We start from the raw sequence: 19,667 nt of genomic DNA on the forward strand, positions 1-19,667 counted from the left end.
AATCTTAATCTTTAAGGATAAAGGTTTAAAAAATTCAGTCCTTACTCATGAGACAGCGATTTTTTATTGAAAACAGTAGTTCCTATACTCGCCGCAATCACACAGCCAATAGAAATCCATTGTAAAAAAGACAGTTTTTCGGAAAGAAAAACCAGTCCTGAAAATGCGGCAAATGCGGGTTCCAGACTCATCAGAATACTGAAGGTTTTTGCAGGAAGCCTTTTCAACGCCATAATTTCCAACGAAAACGGCAAAGCACTTGAAAGAATAGCAACTCCAAGTCCTTTCACAAAAATAGCAGGGGTAATATTGAAAACTGCTCCATCCCAGATCGTAAAAGGTATGATTACCATGCTTGCAAATATCATCCCGGTAGTAACTGCATCTTTTCCGTCCATTATTTTGGAGACCTTTCCTCCCATGATGATATAAACAGCCCAGAACATGCCTGCCAGAAAAGCAAGACCAAGACCTGTCAAATCTACATGATCACTCTGCCACGGAACAATCAGTAAAATTCCCACACAAGCCAGTAATGCCCATACGACATCCAGCAGTTTACGGGACAAAGCCAGAGCAAGAAATAAGGGTCCGGCAAATTCCACAGTAACCGCCAGCCCCAAAGGAATCCTTTGAATCGCCATATAAAAAATAAGGTTCATTGCTGCCAGTCCGATTCCGTATAGGGCACAGTATTTCCATTTCTGCCTGTCAAATTGTAGAAATTTCGGACGGTTAATCAAAGTAAGAAGAACAGCAGAAAGTACAATTCTTAAAGTAACCGTACCAATAGCACCAATGGCAGGAAAAAGCTGCTTAGCAATGGAGGCCCCGCCCTGCACACAGATGATCGCTAAAAGCGTAGCTGGTATTGCTATGTTTGATTTTTTCATTTCTACAATATATAGTTCAAAAAGATTTTGGAAAGAAGTCTCCGGGATTAAAGCAGCTCTTATTTTATATGATAAACCCAAAAAATTCATCAGGTAAAACAGGCTCCCCAAATGTATTGAATTTTTACATTTTATAATGGGTACAGTTTTCATTTATTAACAGGACTTAATAAATCACTATTTTTTCTTTTTTGTTGTATACTTAAAATAAGAAAACATCTTTCTAATGATTTTCTAATAACATTCTAAAGCTTTTCTAACGGTAAAAAAAGCCTGTCATCTTTACTTTTGCACAGTAAAAAACAAAGCATATGGACTCAGATCCTTACAGTAATTATCAATCTTAAAAGCTTTAGTTGTACCACTTTTCCCGTACAGCAGCAAAGCTTTATAAAAACAGGAAAAGTTATGAATACCTTTGAATTCACCCTTCGCTTACTCACTGCATGCTGCCTGGGAGCCGGTATTGGCTTCGAAAGACAGTGGCGTAAAAAAAATGCAGGTCTCCGTACCAATACACTCGTATGCATCGGCTCTGCAGCTTTCGTCCTGATAGCCATAAGAATTGGTGGCGATGCAGCCGGAAGAATCACTTCTTATATTGTCAGCGGCATCGGTTTCCTTGGCGGCGGGGTTATCATGAAAGACGGCCTTACCGTAAGAGGACTCAATACAGCAGCTACACTATGGTGTTCAGCAGCCATAGGCGCATTGTGTGCTCTGGGATATCCTGTAGAAGCGCTCATCACAGTTCTCTTTATTGTCTGTGTCAATATATTCCTGAGACCTACTCTATCCTCTCAGAAGGAAACCAGAGGCAAAAAATGGCTCAGCACCAAGAAAAATAACAAAGAAAAAGTAAAAATCAGCAATAGCACTCAATTGTATTAAAGTCATGAAAAAAATAATCTTAAGAAGTATCATTTTCTTTGCAGTTTCCTGTAAAGAAAATACACCTCAGCAAAATAAAGGTCCGGAAATCATTACTCAGGGAATCCAGATTACCATCCCGGAAAGCAATCCAGTTTTCAAAAAAATTAAAACGCAGGTTGTTACCGAACAGGACCACAGTGATGGTGTGGTTTCAGCAGGAACAATCCAGGCAATTCCTAATCATTATGCAGAAATTGCCAGTCCTTTTTCCGGAAGAGTTACCAGATCGTTTATTCAGCTTGGACAAAATGTTTCAGCAGGAAGTCCGCTTTTTGAAATCCTTTCTTCAGATTACTTTTCTGTTCAAAAGGATTATACGGACGCACTGAATGAGGTACAGCTTGCGGAAAAGAATTACAGGCGCCAGCAGGATCTCGTAAAACATGGAGTCGGTATTCAGAAAGAACTGGAAGAAGCGGAAACCGATTTTAAAAACAAAAAAACCTCCCTCTCCAATACTTCTTCTGCCTTAAAAGTGTATAGCAGCAAAGGTGGAGGTATCGGAAGCCCTCTTGTTGTAAGAGCTCCTATCAACGGAGAAATTATTTTAAACAAACTTGTAACCGGTCAGTATCTGAAAGGAGATGCCGATCCGGTAATGATCATCGCAGAATTATCCAAAGTCTGGATTTCCGGTGATGTAAAAGAAAAAGACATCAGATTTGTCCATTCCGGAGATCAGGTTTCTGTAAAGGTAAGCGCCTATCCCGACAGAAATATTACCGGAAAAGTTTATCATATCAATGAAACCGTAGACGAAGATACCCGAAGTATAAAAGTCCTTATTGAATGTGATAACCCTGACAGAAAGCTAAAACCGGGTATGTACGCAACAGTTAACTTTTCAACAACGCCTGAAAAAGCAGTAATGATTCCGGTTACAGCCTTAATGCAGCAGGACAGCGCTCAATATGTCTGGGTAAAAACCGGTAAGAACCAGTTTACCAAACGTTCAGTGACAACAGGAGAAACCGACCAGAAAACAGTCAGGATCACATCAGGCTTACAACCCGGAGAAACCATCATGACTGAAGGAGGAATTTATATGCCGGATGCGAAATAATCTAAATGAAAAACTATGAAGAAATTACTTACACTCTCCATACAGAAGAGATGGCTGATGCTCTCCCTCTTCCTTTTACTTGGATTCTTCGGGTATTATTCATGGACCAGATTATCCATAGAAGCCTACCCTGATATTGCCGACGTAACTTCCCAGGTAGTAACACAGGTTCCGGGGCTGGCCGCTGAAGAAGTGGAACAGCAAATCACCATTCCTTTGGAAAGATCCCTGAACGGTCTACCGGGAATGCATGTGATGCGAAGTAAAAGTACCTTCGGACTATCCATTATCACTATCGTTTTTGATGATGGTATAGATGATTACTGGGCAAGGCAGCGTATCCAGGAAAGACTGACGGATGTGGAGCTTCCTTATGGCGCACAACCCGGATTAGATCCCCTTACCTCTCCTATCGGCGAAGTCTACCGTTATATCATTGAAAGCAACAACCACAGTCTGCGGGAATTGACGGATTTACAAAAGTTTGTAATCATTCCGCGCATCAAACAGGTTTCAGGAATTGCTGATGTCACCAATTTCGGAGGAATTACCACCCAATTCCAGATTGAGCTGGATCCGCATAAGCTTGAACAATACGGACTGTCACTTTCTGAAGTTACTGAAACAATTTCCAAAAATAACGTGAGCGCCGGAGGAAGCATGCTTCCCCGTGGAAATCTTGCCTATGTAATCCGTGGAATAGGTTTGGTAAAAGATTTAGATGATCTTGGAAAAATTGTAGTCAAAACCCAAAACGGAGTTCCGGTTTTCCTGAATGATGTAGGAACATTAAAATACGGGAATCTGGAAAGGAAAGGAATTCTTGGCTACACCGACAGAAACCGCAATTATTCTGAAAGTGTGGAAGGAATCGTACTTTTATTAAGAGGTCAAAATCCTTCACAAGTATTAGAAGGGGTGCATGAAGCTATTGAAGAACTGAATAATGAAACACTTCCTGCCGGAGTAAAAATTCATCCTTTCCTGGACAGAACAGATCTTGTAAAAACAACGCTTACTACAGTTTCTCATACCCTTACCGAAGGAATTGTATTGGTTATTATTGTGCTGATTGTATTTCTTGGAAGCTGGCGTGGAGCGTTGTTGGTGGCGATTACCATTCCGCTTTCTTTATTATTTGCTTTTATATTAATGCATTTTACCCATATTCCGGCCAACCTTCTTTCACTGGGAGCTATTGATTTTGGGATTATTGTAGACGGAGCCATCGTTATGCTGGAAACCATTCTGAAGAAACGGGAAGAAAATTCAGAACAAACTCTGGAAGAAAAGACCATTACCCAAAAAGTGATTGAAGTAGCCAAACCTATTTTCTTTTCAACCATTATCATCATTACCGCCTATCTTCCCTTGTTTGCTTTTGAAAGAGTAGAGAAAAAATTATTTACCCCCATGGCTTTTACAGTAGGATATGCGCTATTGGGAGCACTTGCAGTAGCATTGCTTCTGATTCCGGGATTGGCTTACGTCATTTATCGCAAACCACAGAAGATTTATCATAATAAATGGCTGGAAAAGCTAAGTACAGCCTACGGAAAGAGCATTGAAAAAATAATGCAGACCCCCAAAAGAGTGATCATTCCTATTGTGATTGTCCTGGTTTCTGCCGGAGTTCTCTCCTATCATGTAGGAAAAGACTTCCTTCCGGAGCTGGATGAAGGTTCCATCTGGCTTCAGGTACAGCTGCCACCCGGAATTTCTTTAGCCCAATCAAAAGAAATGAGTGATACCTTACGTGCCCGCACCTTGAAACATCCTGAAATTACGTATATGATGGTTCAGGCAGGACGTAATGATGATGGTACCGACCCATGGACAGCTTCCCATTTTGAAGTTTCTGTCGGAATAAAACCTTACAGCGAATGGCCGGCAGGAAAAACCAAAGCAGACCTCATCAAAGAACTGGCAGCTGATTATAAAGATATGCCGGGATTTACCGTAGGTTTTTCACAGCCTATGATTGACGGAGTTATGGATAAAATTTCCGGAGCTCACAGCGAACTGGTAGTAAAGGTGTATGGAGAAGATTTTAAAGAAACCAGAAGAATTGCGGAAAATGTATTGTCAACTTTACATAAAATTCCGGGTTCGGCAGACCTTGCCATTGATCAGGAACCGCAATTGCCGCAATTGCAGATTATTGCCAACAGGGACAAGATTGCTCAGTACGGTTTGAATGTAGCCGATGTAGCCGATCTTATTGAAGTGGCATTAGGAGGAAAAGCCATTTCCCAGATCTTTATCGGCAATAAGGTATATGATATTTCATGCCGCTATACCGAAGACAGCCGTGATACTCCTGATAAAATCGGAAACCTGATGCTGACCTCAGCTTCCGGAGCGAAAATTCCTTTATCACAGGTGGCAGAAGTGAAACTGAGTACCGGTGAAAGCACGATTACCCGGGAAATGAATAAACGACATCTTACGGTAAAGCTGAATTTGAGAGGTACTGATCTTTCTTCTTTCCTGAAAAATGCACAGGATAAAATTGAAAAAGATATTCAATACGATCACGAGAAATACCAGATCAAATGGGGCGGACAGTTTGAAAATCAAAACAGAGCGTATTCAAGGTTAGCATTTATCGTTCCATTGGCATTAGCCATCATGTTTCTTCTGTTGTATGGTGCATTTGGAGATTTCAGACAGGCATTGGTTCTGATGTCTATTGTTCCATTGGCATTATTTGGCGGAATGCTGGCTCTCAATATAAGAGGCATGTCTCTGAATGTATCTTCTGCAGTAGGATTCATCGCTCTCTTTGGAGTTGCTATTCAGAATGGAGTTATTATGATTTCTCATATCAACGATTTACGTAAAAAAGGATATGAACTGAAACAGGCAGCCATCAAAGGTGCAAAAGACCGTTTCAGACCAGTACTGATGACCGCAACGGTTGCCGTAATCGGATTATTTCCGGCATCATTGGCTACAGGAATCGGTTCCGATGTACAGCGTCCACTGGCAACAGTTATTGTTTACGGACTGATGTTCTCTACTATTTTAACCCTATTTGTGCTGCCGGCTATTTATTTTATGGCTGAACGCCGAAGCGAAAAACAAAATTTAGAATCAAATGAAAATTAAAGTTCATATTATTATATTATCTGTAATAGTATTCAGCATTACGGGTATTAAGGCACAGGAAAAAGAGTTTTTACCATTTGAAGAATACCTGAGTCTTGTCGGAAATAAAAATCTGGGCTACGCTTCTCAGAAATATAACGTAAGTATGGCCGAAGCTGCTATCCAGACGGCTAATATGTTTCCTGATCCTCAACTGGAAATGGAAACCACCAATAACGGAGTGAAGCAGAATATGGGCTATGTCTATGGTGCTTCCATCGGCTGGACGCTTGAATTGGGTGGTAAAAGAAAAGCCAGAGTTAATCTCGCCAGAAACCAATTGGAGCTTAGCAAGATACAACTGCAGGATTTTTTCAGGAATCTCCGTGCAGACGCCAGTTTAGGATATATTGATGCTTTAAAATCTAAAGCTTTGCTTGAAGTACAGCAGGATTCTATAAAAACATGCAGCAACTGGCAAAATCTGACAGTATTCGTTACCGATTAGGGACTATATCATTAGTCACTTCGAAACAGAGTAAGCTTGAAGCTGCCTCTCTGCTTAATGAAGTATATCAGGCTGAAAGTGCGGAAGACCAGGCTCTCACCAGTTTGTCTGTATTCCTTGGAGACAGCAAAATAACAGGCAGAGATGTTACCGGAGACTTTAATGCCTTCAACAGAGACTTCAGCATTGATGATCTGATTCTTCAGGCATTGAATGAAAGAGCAGATTTATTGGCAGCCAGACAAAATACCGAAGTTGCCAAAAGCCAGATCAACCTTGAAAAAGCCAACCGTGTTATAGACTTAGGCATCAGTGCCGGAGCAGAACGGCACACCGAAGCCATCAATGAAATTGCTCCTTCCCCAACCGTAAATGCTGTCAAAATGGGTATTAGTATTCCTTTGAAATTTTCCAACAGAAGAAATGCAGGATTAAAAATAGCAGAAATGGCCCATTCTCAGGCAGAAGTTGAATACAAACAGATTGAACAGGGCATAAAAGCCGAAGTAATGCAGGCTTATCAACAATATACAGCCACCCAGAAACAGCTCAGGCAATTCCATAACGGAATGCTTACAGAAGCACAAAGTATTCTGGAAGGGGTTACCTACAGCTACAAAAGAGGAGAAAGCTCTATTCTTGAAGTCCTGAATGCCCAGAGAACCTATAACAATGTTCGAAAAGATTATTATCAGGCTCTTGCGGATAATGCAGCCGCCCTGATTGAGCTTGAACGTAAAGCAGGAATCTGGGATATTCATTTTTAGAATGGAAGAGGGAAGCTGGAGGATGGAAGTTCCGGATGCCGATGGATAAACACACACCATTTAATCAAAATACTTATTCTTTTTAGCAGGAAAAAGGAAGCCGAAAGGGAATTCTGGAAGTTTATGAATGGCTATTTGAAAGCTCTATTCACTTTTTAATAATCAAAAATATTTATCCTGAATGAACAATCAGAAGTTATAACACCAATACTACCTCCAGCTTCCAGCTTTTATCTTACAGCTTCCGCATTTACGGATAGAGGATTAAGTCCGGATGCCGATGGATAAATACACACCATTTAATTAACTTTTTAAGTTTAAAAAATACTTCCTTATTTTTAGCAGGAAGAAGGAAGCCAGGAGAGGGAATTCTGGAAGTTTATGAATAGATATTTGAAAGCCCTATTCACTGTTTAATAAACAAAAATATTTATCCTGAATGAACCATCAGAAGTTATAACACCAATACTACCGCCAGCTTCCATCCTCCATCTTCCAGCATAAAAAAAGCTCTGAAATCGGTCTGATTTCAGAGCTTTTTTATCTCTTATACTGCGATTCATAAATTCCGATCCAGTCTTCAGGAGTCATTTTCTGACTCAGTTCAGCAATCAGCTCAAAAGGAATATCTTCCACTTTTTTGAAACGGACACAGGATTTACCCATATCCAGCTTTTTCTTCGAATATTTGGGGTATTCTCCTACGAACCAATCCAGCAGTTCCGGTTTTGAATACAGTCCCATATGATAGAGTGCTATAAAATTCTTCTGGGAAGCAAGGTTGATAAAAGGCAGTGGTGCCCCGGGAGCACAGTGATATCCCGCCGGAAATGTTGCCAACGGTACTACCCAGCCTATCATTCCGTAATTTGTAGCTTCTTCAAAACCTGTCGGAAGATTTTTATTCACTGTATCAAAAAGTTTTTTAAAAGCTTCCTGTCTTTCTTCAGGAATTTTTGAGATATAATCTTCTATAGAAACTGACTGGATCTGCATATTGTAATTTTTCTGAAACTGGTTAAATATAATAATTTCATCAATATTCTCGATAATATTTTTCCAGTTATGATTTAAACTGGTCATAAAAAAGACAGCCACACGGATGTGGCTGCCTACAGAAATTATTAACTCAAAAAATTTTATTTTTTAATGGCTTTTACTGTTGATTTTGAACCGTCTTTAAAGTTCATCGTCACTAAGTATAGGCCGGCATTCAATTCTCCTAACTGAAGCTCTGTATTCGGATTGTCAATAGTTTTCACTACTCTTCCTGCTACATCTGTAACTGTTACAGATTTTACATCTTTGATATCCGCAATATGCAGAACATCTTTGAAAGGATTCGGATATACATTCACTTCTTTTTTCTTAACAGATGTTTCAGCGGTGGCTAAATTAGACTGTGTAAGAGAAAAATCATCAAATCCCATATAATAGGGCTCTGTTGTTGTATTGAAAGCTTTAATTCCAAATGAATAATCACCGGTAGACGCTGGTGTATACGAAACCGTAACTTTATTATAAGCAGTACTATTACTTCCTCCTGCAGCTGTTTGATCAGACGTAATAAATGTTGTTAAGCTGGTGGCTCCTGTTGCGGTTTGTCCATTATTTACCAATACTTCATTTTGCCAGCCTGTATAGCCGTCTCCTACCCAATAGAAAGTGAAATCATAGGAAGTCCCGGCAGTTAAAGTAAATGTAGGGGTCCATAAATAAGCAGCATTGCTATATGGATAATAGATCGTCAGATAATTGGGAGCAGATTTAGGATCATTATATCCTTGCTGGGAAGCATTTGCTGAAGTAAAGTTATAGGAAGATGAAGTTCCACCCGGAGTTTGTTTCCAGCAACTTGGAATGACAGCAGACCCTATATTCGTCATTGCATCAAAATTTTCGCTCCAAGGTAATGTAGTTGGAAGACAAGGAGTTGTAAATGATACAGGAACTTCAGACCAGATGCTCTTATCAGCTGCACTACAGTTAGATCTCACCCATGCATAATATGTTGTGGATGGCTGCAATCCGCTTATCGGTGCAGAAGTTGTTGTAGACGTTGCAGAGTTTGCACCATTTAAAACAGTGGAAGCATCAGGTGCAGTATTGTTGGTACTGTAGTACACTTCATATCCGCTTGCAGGAACTGAAGATGGTGCTGTCCATCCGATTGTTGCTGAATTCACAGCCACATTGGATGATGTAACTGCAGTTGGCTCAACGCAGGAAGGAATATTCTGAACCGTAATATTATCAATATAAATAGAACGTGAAGTACCTCCTAAACCATGCTTAAATGCTAGCTGCAAATCGGAACCTGCAGGAATATTTACCGTATACTGGGTGTGCGTAGTTGTCAAAGCGATAGGAGAACCTATTTGTGTAAAAGATGCCGGATCTGCGGGGTTTGATAGCGTCCCCACCAATAATGTATAATTACTTCCGCCGCTTTTTGCATAAAATCTTACACGCTTTGTTCCATCTGAAAGGTTTATAGTAGGAGGCGCAACTAACATCTGACTACCTGTAGTGGCACTTGAATTGGTCATATAATAAGCATTAGGTGCTGAATAGTTACTGGATGTTGTTACATATCCATAGCCCGCAAATGATGCACTTTCAAGATATGCCCAGCAGCTTGGAGCATTGTTGTTGGTGCTCGAACCAGTACTGGTCGTATCAAAGTTTTCTGTATACGGAACAGTGAACGTAGAACACGCTGTTTTAAATGTTCCTGCAAAAGACCATACACTTTGGCCGGTGGCAGTATTACAGTTGGATCTTACCCAATAATAGTAGGTTGTATTTGAATTAAGACCTCCAATAGTAGTACTTGTACCTGTTACTCCCGGATAAGTAGGCGTTGCTGAGCCTGCCGGTGTTGTGTTTGAAGTACTGTGGTATACATCATAACTGGCAGCACTACCTGTCCATGAAACTAAAGCAGAATTAGCTGTAATTCCTGAAACGGCCTGTAATACAGGAGGAGCACAATCTGAATAGGCGTCTGCCGAAAAAGCAAAAATATTCGGTATACCTGAACCACTTACTTTGGTCACCATCACGCTTTGTATAGGTTTTGCCTGGTTGGCTGCATCTATTGCCAATTCACTTTGATATAATCTTGGATTGGTTCCGCCTTCAGGAGATGGAACATCATCACCAGCAGCGGGAGTGGCCCCCGGCTTTTTAACCCTTCCTATTCCCTGTATGGCAAAATTAGATCCATTATACCAGTCTGCAAGACTGATACTTGAAAACGTCTGTGAACTGCCATCTGTAAAATTTACCACTACACTTACCGTAGAAGTACCGCTTCCGCTTACCGCAAGCATATACAGCTTGGTGGCCGCTTTGGGAGTTGTAAATGCCAGAGTTCCGGCATCATTTATTGCAGCCAGCCTTAAAGAATTGTTTGCATTCAAACTTGCTAACTGAAAGCTCAATCCGGGAGTGGTTCCCACTACGGAATTAATAACGCCATCAACAGGAATACCATACGTAATAGCGGCACTTGTGGAGGTCAGCTGAAAGTCTTTAGCTACAAAAGCGTAAGATACTCCATCTACGTCATTGTTTGTAGTAATTGTTGAAGAACCTATCCCGTTTGCAATCACATCAGCGGTAAAGCCTGAGGAAACCGGCATAGTTTGATAATTCTGAGCCATCATAGCCGTGGCTGAAAACAGAGCAATAGCGGGTATTACTCTAGAAAATAAATTTATTACCATTTTAATCACATTTGTGGGGAAATTTAGTAAAAATTTCAATACAAAAAAGTTTTTTTTTAGATAAAAATTAATATAATATTGAAAACAGCTAAATATTAATATTCCAGCATTCCAAAATTATCAACAGTAAAAAAAATTAAAAAAACAGTACCCCGTTTCTTAATTGACTCATAATTTTATTATTGAGAAATTAAACCTTATTTTTGTCATACAAATTTTTGAACAATGCCGAATATTTCAAACAGAGCACTGCATATGCCGCCATCGCCGGTAAGAAAACTGGTTCCCTTTGCGTTACAAGCAAAACAGAAAGGAATAAAAGTATATCACCTTAATATCGGGCAGCCTGATATTGAAACTCCGGAAAATGCTTTAAATGCTTTAAAAAACATCGATTTAAAAGTATTGGAATATGCGCTTTCTGAAGGTAATATTGAATATAGAAAAGCCCTTACTGAATATTATCATTCATTAGGTTTCTCAGATCTTACCCCTGATAACTTCATTGTTACCAACGGAGGTTCTGAAGCTCTTAACTTCGCGATTTCCACTTTATGTGACGAAGGCGATGAAGTGATTATTCCTGAGCCTTATTATGCAAATTACAATGGCTTTACCAGCACTTTTGATGTGAATGTTGTAGCTGTACCTTCTACAATTGACACGGGTTTTGCTTTGCCTCCTATTGAGGAATTCGAGAAAAAAATTACAGAAAAAACAAGAGCAATTATCATCTGTAACCCGGGAAACCCTACAGGATATCTATATACCCGTGAGGAGCTTCAAAAGCTTGCAGAAATTGCCTTAAAATATGACATTGTAATCATCTCTGATGAAGTATACAGAGAATATGTATACGATGGAAAACAGCAGATATCAATGCTTGATTTCCCTGAATTGGCTGAAAACTGTATTATCATCGATTCAGAATCCAAGCGTTATTCTATGTGTGGGGTAAGAATCGGATGTATGGTGACACGTTCCCATAAGATCCGTAATGCTGCCATGCTTTTTGCACAGGCAAGATTAAGCCCGGTTCTTTTAGGACAGATTGCAGCAACAGCGGCACACCAGAACGACGGTCCTTATATCAGAGCGGTAAGAGAAGAATATACCCACAGAAGGAATGTATTGGTAGATCTTTTAAATGCTATTCCAGGCGTTATCTGCCCTAAGCCGAGAGGAGCTTTCTACTGTGTTGCTGAACTTCCGGTAGACGATACTGAAAAATTTGCACAGTGGCTGCTTGAAAAATATTCCCTGAATAACGAAACCATCATGGTTGCGCCTGCAGGAGGGTTCTACAGCGATCCTGAATTAGGTAAGAAACAGGTAAGAATTGCCTACGTGCTGAAAGAAGAAGATTTAAAGAGAAGTGCTGAAATTCTTAAAGAAGCTCTAAAAAAGTACAGAGAAGAATTCAGTCTGTAAAATAAACCCTATGCCGACAACAAAAATAATATATCTGAAAATTCTGTTTTCGATTCTTTTGCTGTCGGCATTTTTTTCATGTGATTCCAAAAAAGCGGAACCATCTGTTTTCCACAAAAGTCCGCATGAGATCACGTTGATAAGTGTCTCTGATATCGGTGGAAATCTTGGAAATTACAGGATTATCAAAGCCACAAAAGATTCTGTTTTTGTAGAAAAAGGGATGACAGCCAATAAGACCCATAAAGAATGGGTATCTGCCATTAATCCCGAAACCTGGAAAAAGCTTGTATCATCAGTCAATATTGTAGATCTTGACCATATAAAAAGTTCTCCCAGCCGGCAGTCTGCAGACGGAATGGATGAAACCTTCCAGATCCGGACTCCCAAAAAGTCGCATATCTATGTGAATGCGTATGCGGATACTTTACACTACAAGCAGCTACAACAACTTAAAGAACAATTAGACCATATTCTTCCCAAAGAATACCAATAAAACATGCAGGAAAATTTTTCATTAAAGCCTTATAATACATTTGGTGTTGAAGCCAAAGCCCGGTATTTTACTGAAGTCAATACCATTGATGAATTAAAAGAGGCACTTATCTTTGCAAAGAACCAATCCCTTCAGCTTCTGTTTTTAGGAGGCGGAAGTAATATTCTTCTTACCAAAAATTTTGAAGGTCTTGCCATCAGACTTAATTTAAGAGGTATTTCCGAAGAAAGCATCAACGAAAACGAAGTATGGGTAACTGCAAAAGCAGGTGAAAACTGGCATGAATTGGTGATGCACTGTTTACAGAGAAATTATGGCGGACTTGAAAATCTTTCTTTGATTCCCGGAAATGTAGGGACTTCTCCGATGCAGAATATCGGAGCTTATGGAACCGAAATCAAAGATATTTTTGTAAGCTGCCAGGTATTGGATTTAGAAAGTCTTGAACTTATAACTTTCAATCTTGAACAGTGCAGGTTCGGTTACAGGGATTCTATTTTCAAACAGGAAGGGAAAGGCAGATACGTTATTCTGGAAGTTACTTTTAAACTGACCAAAAAAAACCACCATATCAAAACCGAATATGGAGCTATCCAATCTGAGCTGGAAAAACTCGGCATTAAAAATCCTACCATACAGGATATTTCCAAAGCGGTCATTAATATCAGGCAAAGCAAACTGCCGGATCCTAAAGAAATCGGAAACGCCGGAAGTTTTTTCAAGAATCCAACCATTCCTTTGGCTCAGTTTGAAATACTGAAGCAAAAGTTTGAAAATATTCAGGGTTATCCAAATGGTGACATGGTAAAAGTTCCTGCCGGATGGCTGATTGAACAATGCGGATGGAAAGGAAAGCAAATCGGGAATGCAGCTTCACACCAACTGCAGTCTCTGGTAATCATCAATGCAACAGGAAATGCTACCGGAAAAGAAATTTTTGATTTTTCTACAGAGATCATTAATTCTGTGAAAGAAAAGTTCGGGATAGAACTTGAACGGGAAGTGAATATTATTTAATCTAAAAATAGGTAAAGCTGTATTCATTTTGAGTACAGCTTTTTTTATCTGTTGGATAAACGGTGAGGTTTCTATAAAAATTAATCAGAATCAATTCATATCTAGTCTCCGGAAAATCATTATTTTAGCTAAAAATTACAATTTGTGATGAAAATAGCTATTCTTGGAGCCGGAAACATGGGACTTTCTTTTTCAAAATCATTTTTGAAATATGAACTGATCAAACCTGAACACCTTCACCTTATTATCAGAAATCATGAAAAAATCTCCAAAATAGCTGAAGAGTTCCCGAAATCTAAAATTTCCACTTTTGACGAAGTAAAAGATATTGATGCCGATTTGATTATCATCGCAGTAAAACCTCAGGATTTTCAAACGGTTGCCCAGAATATTCAATTTACGTTAAGAGAAAACCAGATGGTTTTATCCATCATGGCCGGAATCAATATTGAGAAAATTCAGAAATTACTGAATCACCCGCTTGTGGTACGGGCAATGCCCAACTCTCCTACCCTTCTGGGAATGGGAATCACAGGCTATACTGCTGCAGATGGAATTTCCTTCAGCCAATTAATCAATATAGAAAGGTTGCTGAACAGTACCGGAAGATCAGTGTATCTGGAAGAAGAAAATCTTCTGGATGGAGTTACTGCTCTTTCAGGAAGTGGCCCGGCCTATTTCTACTATATCATTGATGCAATGATTAAGGCTGGTATTGAAATGGGAATTGAGGAAAATCTTTCCAAGCTTTTTGTAAAACAGACCATGTTGGGTGCTTATCATTTAATCAATAATTCAGAAAAAAATCTGGAAGAACTTATTAAAGATGTAGCATCTAAAGGCGGAACTACTGAGGCCGCTTTAAAAACATTCGAAGACCACAGTTTCAAGGAAATTCTGAAACAGGGAATTCTGAACGCGGAAAAGCGTGCGAAGGAACTTAATCGCTAAACCTCTTTTCAATCATCCTGCAGAACACCCATCCCAGATATACTCCAAAAGTATTCAGGATGATATCGTCTACCTCAAATATTCCCATTCTTGTAAAGTACTGGAGCGCTTCAACAATAACGATATATGAGACAAAACCAAATATCAGCGGCTTCAGTTTTTTCAGTTCGGGAATCATCCAGCCCAGAAATCCAAAAGGGATAAACATTATTATATTTCCCAAAACAATCTTTACAGTATCTATTGCTTTATTGTGGTCCCGGATAAACTTTATTGTAGAAAAAAAAGGTTCTACCGTAATAAGGTTTTCCTCGTACTGAAATCTACCCATTCCTAAAAACATCAGATAGAGCAAAAACAAAGCATATGGAAAAATAATGATTTTATATATTTTCTTTAACATTGAACTGCTAATATATTCATTTCAAAAACATTAAATTTGTGTTTAAAATAATTTAATGAAATACGTTCTACTTACACTTATTTCAGCAATGCTGCTGTCGGTTTCATGGCCAACTTATGGAGTTCCGTTTTTTATCTTTTTTGCCCTTGTTCCTCTTTTGATGATGGAACATGGAGTTTCCAAATTTTCAGATTATAAAAGGAAAAGCTGGGTTGTCTTCGGACTATCTTACGTATGCTTTGTGATCTGGAATGTAGTCACTACAGGATGGCTGTACGGCTCAAAGAATCCTGATGGAAGCCATTCCCTGATGGCTGTTTTATTCCCCGTAATGGTAAATTCTTTTTTATATGCCTTAGTGTTCCAATGCTATCACTGGTACAAAAATGCTCAGGGAACCTATTGGGGATTAGGATTTTTGATCGCCATCTGGATGAGTTTTGAAAAATTTCATTTGGGATGGGAATTAACATGGCCGTGGCTGAATCTGGGGAACGTATTTTCAGACTACCCGAAATTGATCCAGTGGTATGACACTTTAGGAGCAACCGGAGGGAGTTTCTGGATTCTTTTGATTAATGTTTTGATTTTTTACACAGTAAGAACCTGGGAAGCCGGAAGAAAAAGAAAAGATTTGATTAAAAATTCGGCTATCGCTGGAGCTTTAATTGTTCTTCCCATGATTATTTCAGTCATTAAATACAATAATTTTGATGAGAAACCATCCGGCCAGGTTAATGTATTGATGCTTCAGCCTGATCTTGATCCTTATGCTGAAAAATATTCGAAAGACAGTCTGGCCATAGAACAGGATTTATTAGCTCTTGCTGAAAAAAATTCTACCGGTAAAATTGATTATTATATTGCACCGGAAACAGCTCTTCCGGGGAGAGGATCTGTTTCTGAAACAGCTTTTGAAAAGAGCCTTCTTTTAAACAATATCAAAGGATTCTTGTCCGGTCATCCAGGATCTGTTTTTGCAACAGGAATTTCTTCACACCGTTTTTATTATAATCCTGCTGATCTGCCCAAAGAAGCGTATCAGATCAACAGCGGTGTTTGGGTGAGCAGTTATAATACCGCTATCCAGCTTATACCTAATGAGAAAGTACAGGCTTACCATAAAGGAAAACTCGTACCGGGTGTGGAAATATTCCCTTATATGAGTGTTTTAAAACCACTTTTAGGAGATGCCATGCTTAACCTCGGCGGCACTGTAGCCTCTTTGGGAACAGATAAGGAAAGGGTGGCCTTTTCAAACCCTTATAATAAAGGAAAACTAGCTCCTATCATCTGCTATGAAAGTATTTATGGCGAGTTTGTAACAGATTATGTGAAAAAAGGAGCCAATTTCTTAGCCATTATGACCAATGACTCCTGGTGGGGCGTTACAGAAGGACACAAACAGCTGTTATCTTATGCTAAACTAAGAGCCATTGAAACCAGAAGAGAAATTGCACGTGCCGCCAACAGTGGAATTTCGGCACATATCAACGCTAAAGGGGAGGTAACTGCTGATACTTTCTACGGCGACCAGACAGCCCTATTCGCGAAGGTAAACCTGTATGACAACATGACCTTTTATACAAGAGCCGGAGATCTTCTTTCAAGGTTTTCAATCTTTGCATTAGGATTTTTACTGTTTTATTATCTGATTGAATGGTTCAAAAAGAAAACAAAGAAGGCCTAGATCTTAAACACGAATAACACTATCTGCGATATTTAAAAATATTTTGAGCATACAAAAGAGAAAAGCCAGCTGGACGTCTGGCTTTTCTCATTGATAGAAGATGGAATTAATTCAATTACTTAATTGTAAGTTTCCTTGTGGTTATTTCATTTTTTATCTTCAGTTGTAACAGATATATTCCTTTAGGCAAATGAGAAACATCAATAGACTGATCTTCACTTACACTGATATTAAGTTTCCTCCCATCCATAGAATACATTTCAGCTTCTGAAACCTTTTCTCCTTTGATATAGACTTTATCTGATACAGGATTCGGATAGATGGCAACTTTTTTATCAGATTTGCTTTCTCCTGTTCCCAGCACACTTTGTGTAGAAGCGTCAGAATATACTTTTGCAGCATCAATAGATTTCACACTCCAGTACACATTTTGAATGGATGGATCAAGCTCAAGAAACCACGAAGGTGTTGTTACCACATATCGGGCAATATCATGAGCTCCCTGTTCAGATCCTACGCTAATTTCATAACGCAGTGCATTCACCGGAGTTTTATCATCTGAAGCTCCACTCCAGGTAAAAGTGAACCGGTTTCCGTTTTTAGTCAGATTCAATTGAGTAGGTGCTGTAGGTTTTGCGTTTGTTGCTGTTGCAGTATTTTTGAATACTTTAGTCAGGGATGGCAGATCAGACGAAGCCCAGTCGAATCCTCCCAATAAAACATCAAGATGATGGTTATTATTAAAATCAAAAAGCTGCACCAGCCCCGGACCTCCCAGTTCATTAATACCGGTTACTGTTCCTTCATTAAACTTATGATGGGAAACATCATATATATACGTTTTCACAACCGCATTGTAATTTTCATTTCCTGAAATAATAAAGTCGTAATAACCGTCATTATTAAGATCGCCCACGCTCAATGCTACATCAGAAATATCATTTACAGCAATTGTCTGCGGGGTCAAGGTGCCGGTTCCATCATTCATTAACACAGCAAAATATCCTTCGTCATTGGCATCCCTTCCTATCATTACAATATCCTGGAAACCATCTGCATTAAAGTCTGCATAATCTATTTTTCCTACTGCTACGGGAGCAAGATCCTGTGTATGAATCAGAACTCCTGCCTGGTTCATATATACTTTGGAAACGGGATCGCCATTGATATCTGACCCGATAATCACAAGATCCAGAAGGTTATCATTATTAAGATCTACCACTTTAAAGCTTCCCCCCTGAGTTCCGTCCACCCAGTTTTCCGTCATATCAAAACCAGCTCCTGTATTTGTATAATAATCCAAGCTATTGCCGAAGCCTCCTCCATGAGCATACTGAGTTCCATTAAGGGCATAGTCGGGTTTTCCATCGTGATTAAAATCAAAAACTTCCAGAGACCCATAAATTTTACCTGGTAATTCGGCTTCTTTTACAAATCCGGCCCCGGTATTTTTGAATCGGTACTGTTTATAATTAACAACATCCATATAACTGAGTCCTGTGGAAATAATATCCATCAGCCCGTCATTATTATAATCAATGAATCTGATATCGCCAAGATGCGTCACGGCAGTTCCCAGTCCTGCAAATGGCAGCAATGTTGTTCCATCATTCTGATATACTTCATTATAGGTACTGTCTACATTCCCATCACCATCAGAATCCACCGCTCCGTTAAGCACAATATCCGGCGTACCATTGTTATCTATATCTGCAATATCTGCTGCGGAATAATAAAAATTACTCATCCCGGTCTGGATCTCAGTAAAGTTCTGAGCCATCATACTGACAGGCCACATAGACAATACAATATAAATCTTCTTCATAGTTGTTTTTATTTAGATTAATTAAAAACAAAGATAGAATATTAAATTCTCCGGGTTAAAAAAAGCCTGTATGAAATATATCAGCACTGATTATCTGCTGTATCCCAAGGAATCTGCTATTTTAAAAATTCATGATTATTAATCAGTCACTTATTTACAAATATTTTCTAAAAGATTTGTCTATCTAAAAAATTCTTCGTTATTTTGCACTCTCAAATATTATACAAATAAGAACATCGAGATATGTCAAGAATTTGCCAAATAACAGGAAAGCGTGCAATGGTTGGTAACAACGTTTCTCACGCTAATAACAAAACGAAGCGTCGTTTTGAAATTAACTTATTAGAGAAGAAGTTTTACCTTCCAGAGCAAGATAAGCACGTAACACTGAAAGTATCAGCTCATGGATTGAGAGTGATTAACAAGATTGGAATCGAGGAAGCTATTGAAAGAGCTACTAGAAACGGATTGATTAAAAAGAATTAATAAATCATGGCAAAAAAAGGAAACAGAGTTCAAGTAATCCTTGAATGTACAGAGCACAAAGAAAGTGGTATGCCAGGAATGTCTAGATACATTTCTACAAAAAATAAAAAGAACACTACAGAAAGATTGGAATTGAAAAAATACAATCCTGTTCTTAAGAGATCTACCCTTCACAAAGAAATTAAGTAATTTATAAATAATAACTTACCATGGCAAAGAAAGTAGTAGCAACCCTACAAAGCGGTCAGTCTAAGAAAATGACTAAGGTAGTGAAAATGATTAAGTCTTCTAAATCAGGAGCTTATGTTTTCGAAGAAAAAGTAATGAATGCTGATGAAGTAGATGGTTATTTAAAAAAATAATCAGTACTTTATTTACAATAT

General features: G+C 39.0%; 18 protein-coding genes. 13 read left to right on the plus strand and 5 right to left on the minus strand.

The features are described from left to right. Positions 1-41 precede the first annotated feature (41 nt). The gene (locus tag ACP3T3_RS10645) at positions 42-893 is read right to left on the minus strand and encodes an EamA family transporter (protein ID WP_426479839.1); all 852 of its coding nucleotides are present in this window, start codon (positions 891-893) and stop codon (positions 42-44) included. Positions 894-1,301: 408 nt separating this feature from the next. On the opposite strand from ACP3T3_RS10645, the gene ACP3T3_RS10650 reads away from it, so the two are divergent. From ACP3T3_RS10650 to ACP3T3_RS10670, 5 genes are read left to right on the plus strand one after another with little or no spacing between them, the layout of a single operon-like run. Beyond that, positions 1,302-1,784, plus strand: a complete 483-nt coding sequence (locus ACP3T3_RS10650; RefSeq protein ID WP_426479840.1) for an MgtC/SapB family protein — start codon at positions 1,302-1,304, stop codon at positions 1,782-1,784. Positions 1,785-1,788: 4 nt separating this feature from the next. Continuing rightward, positions 1,789-2,889, plus strand: a complete 1,101-nt coding sequence (locus tag ACP3T3_RS10655) for an efflux RND transporter periplasmic adaptor subunit (protein WP_426479841.1) — start codon at positions 1,789-1,791, stop codon at positions 2,887-2,889. A gap of 15 nt (positions 2,890-2,904) precedes the next feature. After that, on the plus strand, positions 2,905-6,000 hold the full coding sequence (locus tag ACP3T3_RS10660) for an efflux RND transporter permease subunit (protein WP_426479842.1): 3,096 nt from the start codon (positions 2,905-2,907) through the stop codon (positions 5,998-6,000). Further along, positions 5,990-6,487, plus strand: a complete 498-nt coding sequence (locus tag ACP3T3_RS10665) for a TolC family protein (RefSeq protein WP_426479843.1) — start codon at positions 5,990-5,992, stop codon at positions 6,485-6,487. The genes ACP3T3_RS10660 and ACP3T3_RS10665 overlap by 11 nt, the downstream gene beginning before the upstream one ends. Next, positions 6,445-7,254, plus strand: coding sequence for a TolC family protein (locus tag ACP3T3_RS10670; RefSeq protein WP_426479844.1), 810 nt, complete (start codon positions 6,445-6,447; stop codon positions 7,252-7,254). Before ACP3T3_RS10665 ends, ACP3T3_RS10670 begins: the two co-directional genes overlap by 43 nt. Before the next feature lie 540 nt (positions 7,255-7,794). Here ACP3T3_RS10670 and ACP3T3_RS10675 read toward each other — a convergent pair. After that, positions 7,795-8,250 (minus strand): DUF1801 domain-containing protein, encoded by a 456-nt coding sequence (locus tag ACP3T3_RS10675; RefSeq protein ID WP_426479845.1) that lies wholly within the window; start codon positions 8,248-8,250, stop codon positions 7,795-7,797. Positions 8,251-8,393: 143 nt separating this feature from the next. Further along, positions 8,394-10,985 (minus strand): fibronectin type III domain-containing protein, encoded by a 2,592-nt coding sequence (locus ACP3T3_RS10680; protein ID WP_426479846.1) that lies wholly within the window; start codon positions 10,983-10,985, stop codon positions 8,394-8,396. A gap of 225 nt (positions 10,986-11,210) precedes the next feature. Here ACP3T3_RS10680 and ACP3T3_RS10685 point away from each other — a divergent pair, with 225 nt between their 5' ends. The 4 genes from ACP3T3_RS10685 to proC all read left to right on the plus strand — a co-directional run bounded on the left by ACP3T3_RS10685 (position 11,211) and on the right by proC (position 14,880). Next, complete coding sequence (locus ACP3T3_RS10685) at positions 11,211-12,416, plus strand: pyridoxal phosphate-dependent aminotransferase (protein WP_426479847.1); 1,206 nt, start codon at positions 11,211-11,213, stop codon at positions 12,414-12,416. A 10-nt stretch (positions 12,417-12,426) separates the two neighbouring features. Further along, on the plus strand, positions 12,427-12,912 hold the full coding sequence (locus ACP3T3_RS10690; protein ID WP_426479848.1) for a hypothetical protein: 486 nt from the start codon (positions 12,427-12,429) through the stop codon (positions 12,910-12,912). Positions 12,913-12,915: 3 nt separating this feature from the next. After that, positions 12,916-13,929 carry a UDP-N-acetylmuramate dehydrogenase gene (gene murB, locus ACP3T3_RS10695; RefSeq protein WP_426479849.1) on the plus strand — a complete coding sequence of 338 codons (1,014 nt, stop codon included), beginning with the start codon at positions 12,916-12,918 and terminating at the stop codon, positions 13,927-13,929. Positions 13,930-14,076: 147 nt separating this feature from the next. Then, positions 14,077-14,880, plus strand: coding sequence for a pyrroline-5-carboxylate reductase (proC, locus tag ACP3T3_RS10700; RefSeq protein ID WP_426479850.1), 804 nt, complete (start codon positions 14,077-14,079; stop codon positions 14,878-14,880). Here proC and ACP3T3_RS10705 read toward each other — a convergent pair. Further along, positions 14,870-15,283 (minus strand): VanZ family protein, encoded by a 414-nt coding sequence (locus tag ACP3T3_RS10705; RefSeq protein ID WP_426479851.1) that lies wholly within the window; start codon positions 15,281-15,283, stop codon positions 14,870-14,872. The genes proC and ACP3T3_RS10705 overlap by 11 nt on opposite strands. 55 nt (positions 15,284-15,338) lie before the next feature. On the opposite strand from ACP3T3_RS10705, the gene lnt reads away from it, so the two are divergent. Continuing rightward, positions 15,339-16,973: an apolipoprotein N-acyltransferase gene (gene lnt / locus ACP3T3_RS10710; RefSeq protein WP_426479852.1), complete on the plus strand. Its 1,635-nt coding sequence runs from the start codon at positions 15,339-15,341 to the stop codon at positions 16,971-16,973. A gap of 115 nt (positions 16,974-17,088) precedes the next feature. Here the strand turns inward: lnt and ACP3T3_RS10715 are convergent, their stop codons facing one another. Further along, a complete protein-coding gene (locus tag ACP3T3_RS10715) occupies positions 17,089-18,798 on the minus strand; it encodes a T9SS type A sorting domain-containing protein (RefSeq protein WP_426479853.1) in 1,710 nt (569 codons plus the stop codon). Between the two features lie 243 nt (positions 18,799-19,041). On the opposite strand from ACP3T3_RS10715, the gene rpmB reads away from it, so the two are divergent. Genes rpmB through ACP3T3_RS10730 form a run of 3 tightly spaced genes read left to right on the plus strand, consistent with a single transcriptional unit; the run spans position 19,042 to position 19,646 of the window. Beyond that, positions 19,042-19,284: a 50S ribosomal protein L28 gene (rpmB, locus tag ACP3T3_RS10720; RefSeq protein ID WP_002976757.1), complete on the plus strand. Its 243-nt coding sequence runs from the start codon at positions 19,042-19,044 to the stop codon at positions 19,282-19,284. A gap of 6 nt (positions 19,285-19,290) precedes the next feature. Next, positions 19,291-19,473: a 50S ribosomal protein L33 gene (rpmG, locus tag ACP3T3_RS10725; protein ID WP_027373683.1), complete on the plus strand. Its 183-nt coding sequence runs from the start codon at positions 19,291-19,293 to the stop codon at positions 19,471-19,473. 20 nt (positions 19,474-19,493) lie between these two features. After that, positions 19,494-19,646: a DUF4295 domain-containing protein gene (locus ACP3T3_RS10730; RefSeq protein WP_073175385.1), complete on the plus strand. Its 153-nt coding sequence runs from the start codon at positions 19,494-19,496 to the stop codon at positions 19,644-19,646. The last annotated feature ends 21 nt before the right edge of the window (positions 19,647-19,667 follow it).

Origin of the sequence: Chryseobacterium sp. CBSDS_008 (assembly GCF_049959325.1) — a bacterium.
Classification (GTDB): domain Bacteria; phylum Bacteroidota; class Bacteroidia; order Flavobacteriales; family Weeksellaceae; genus Chryseobacterium.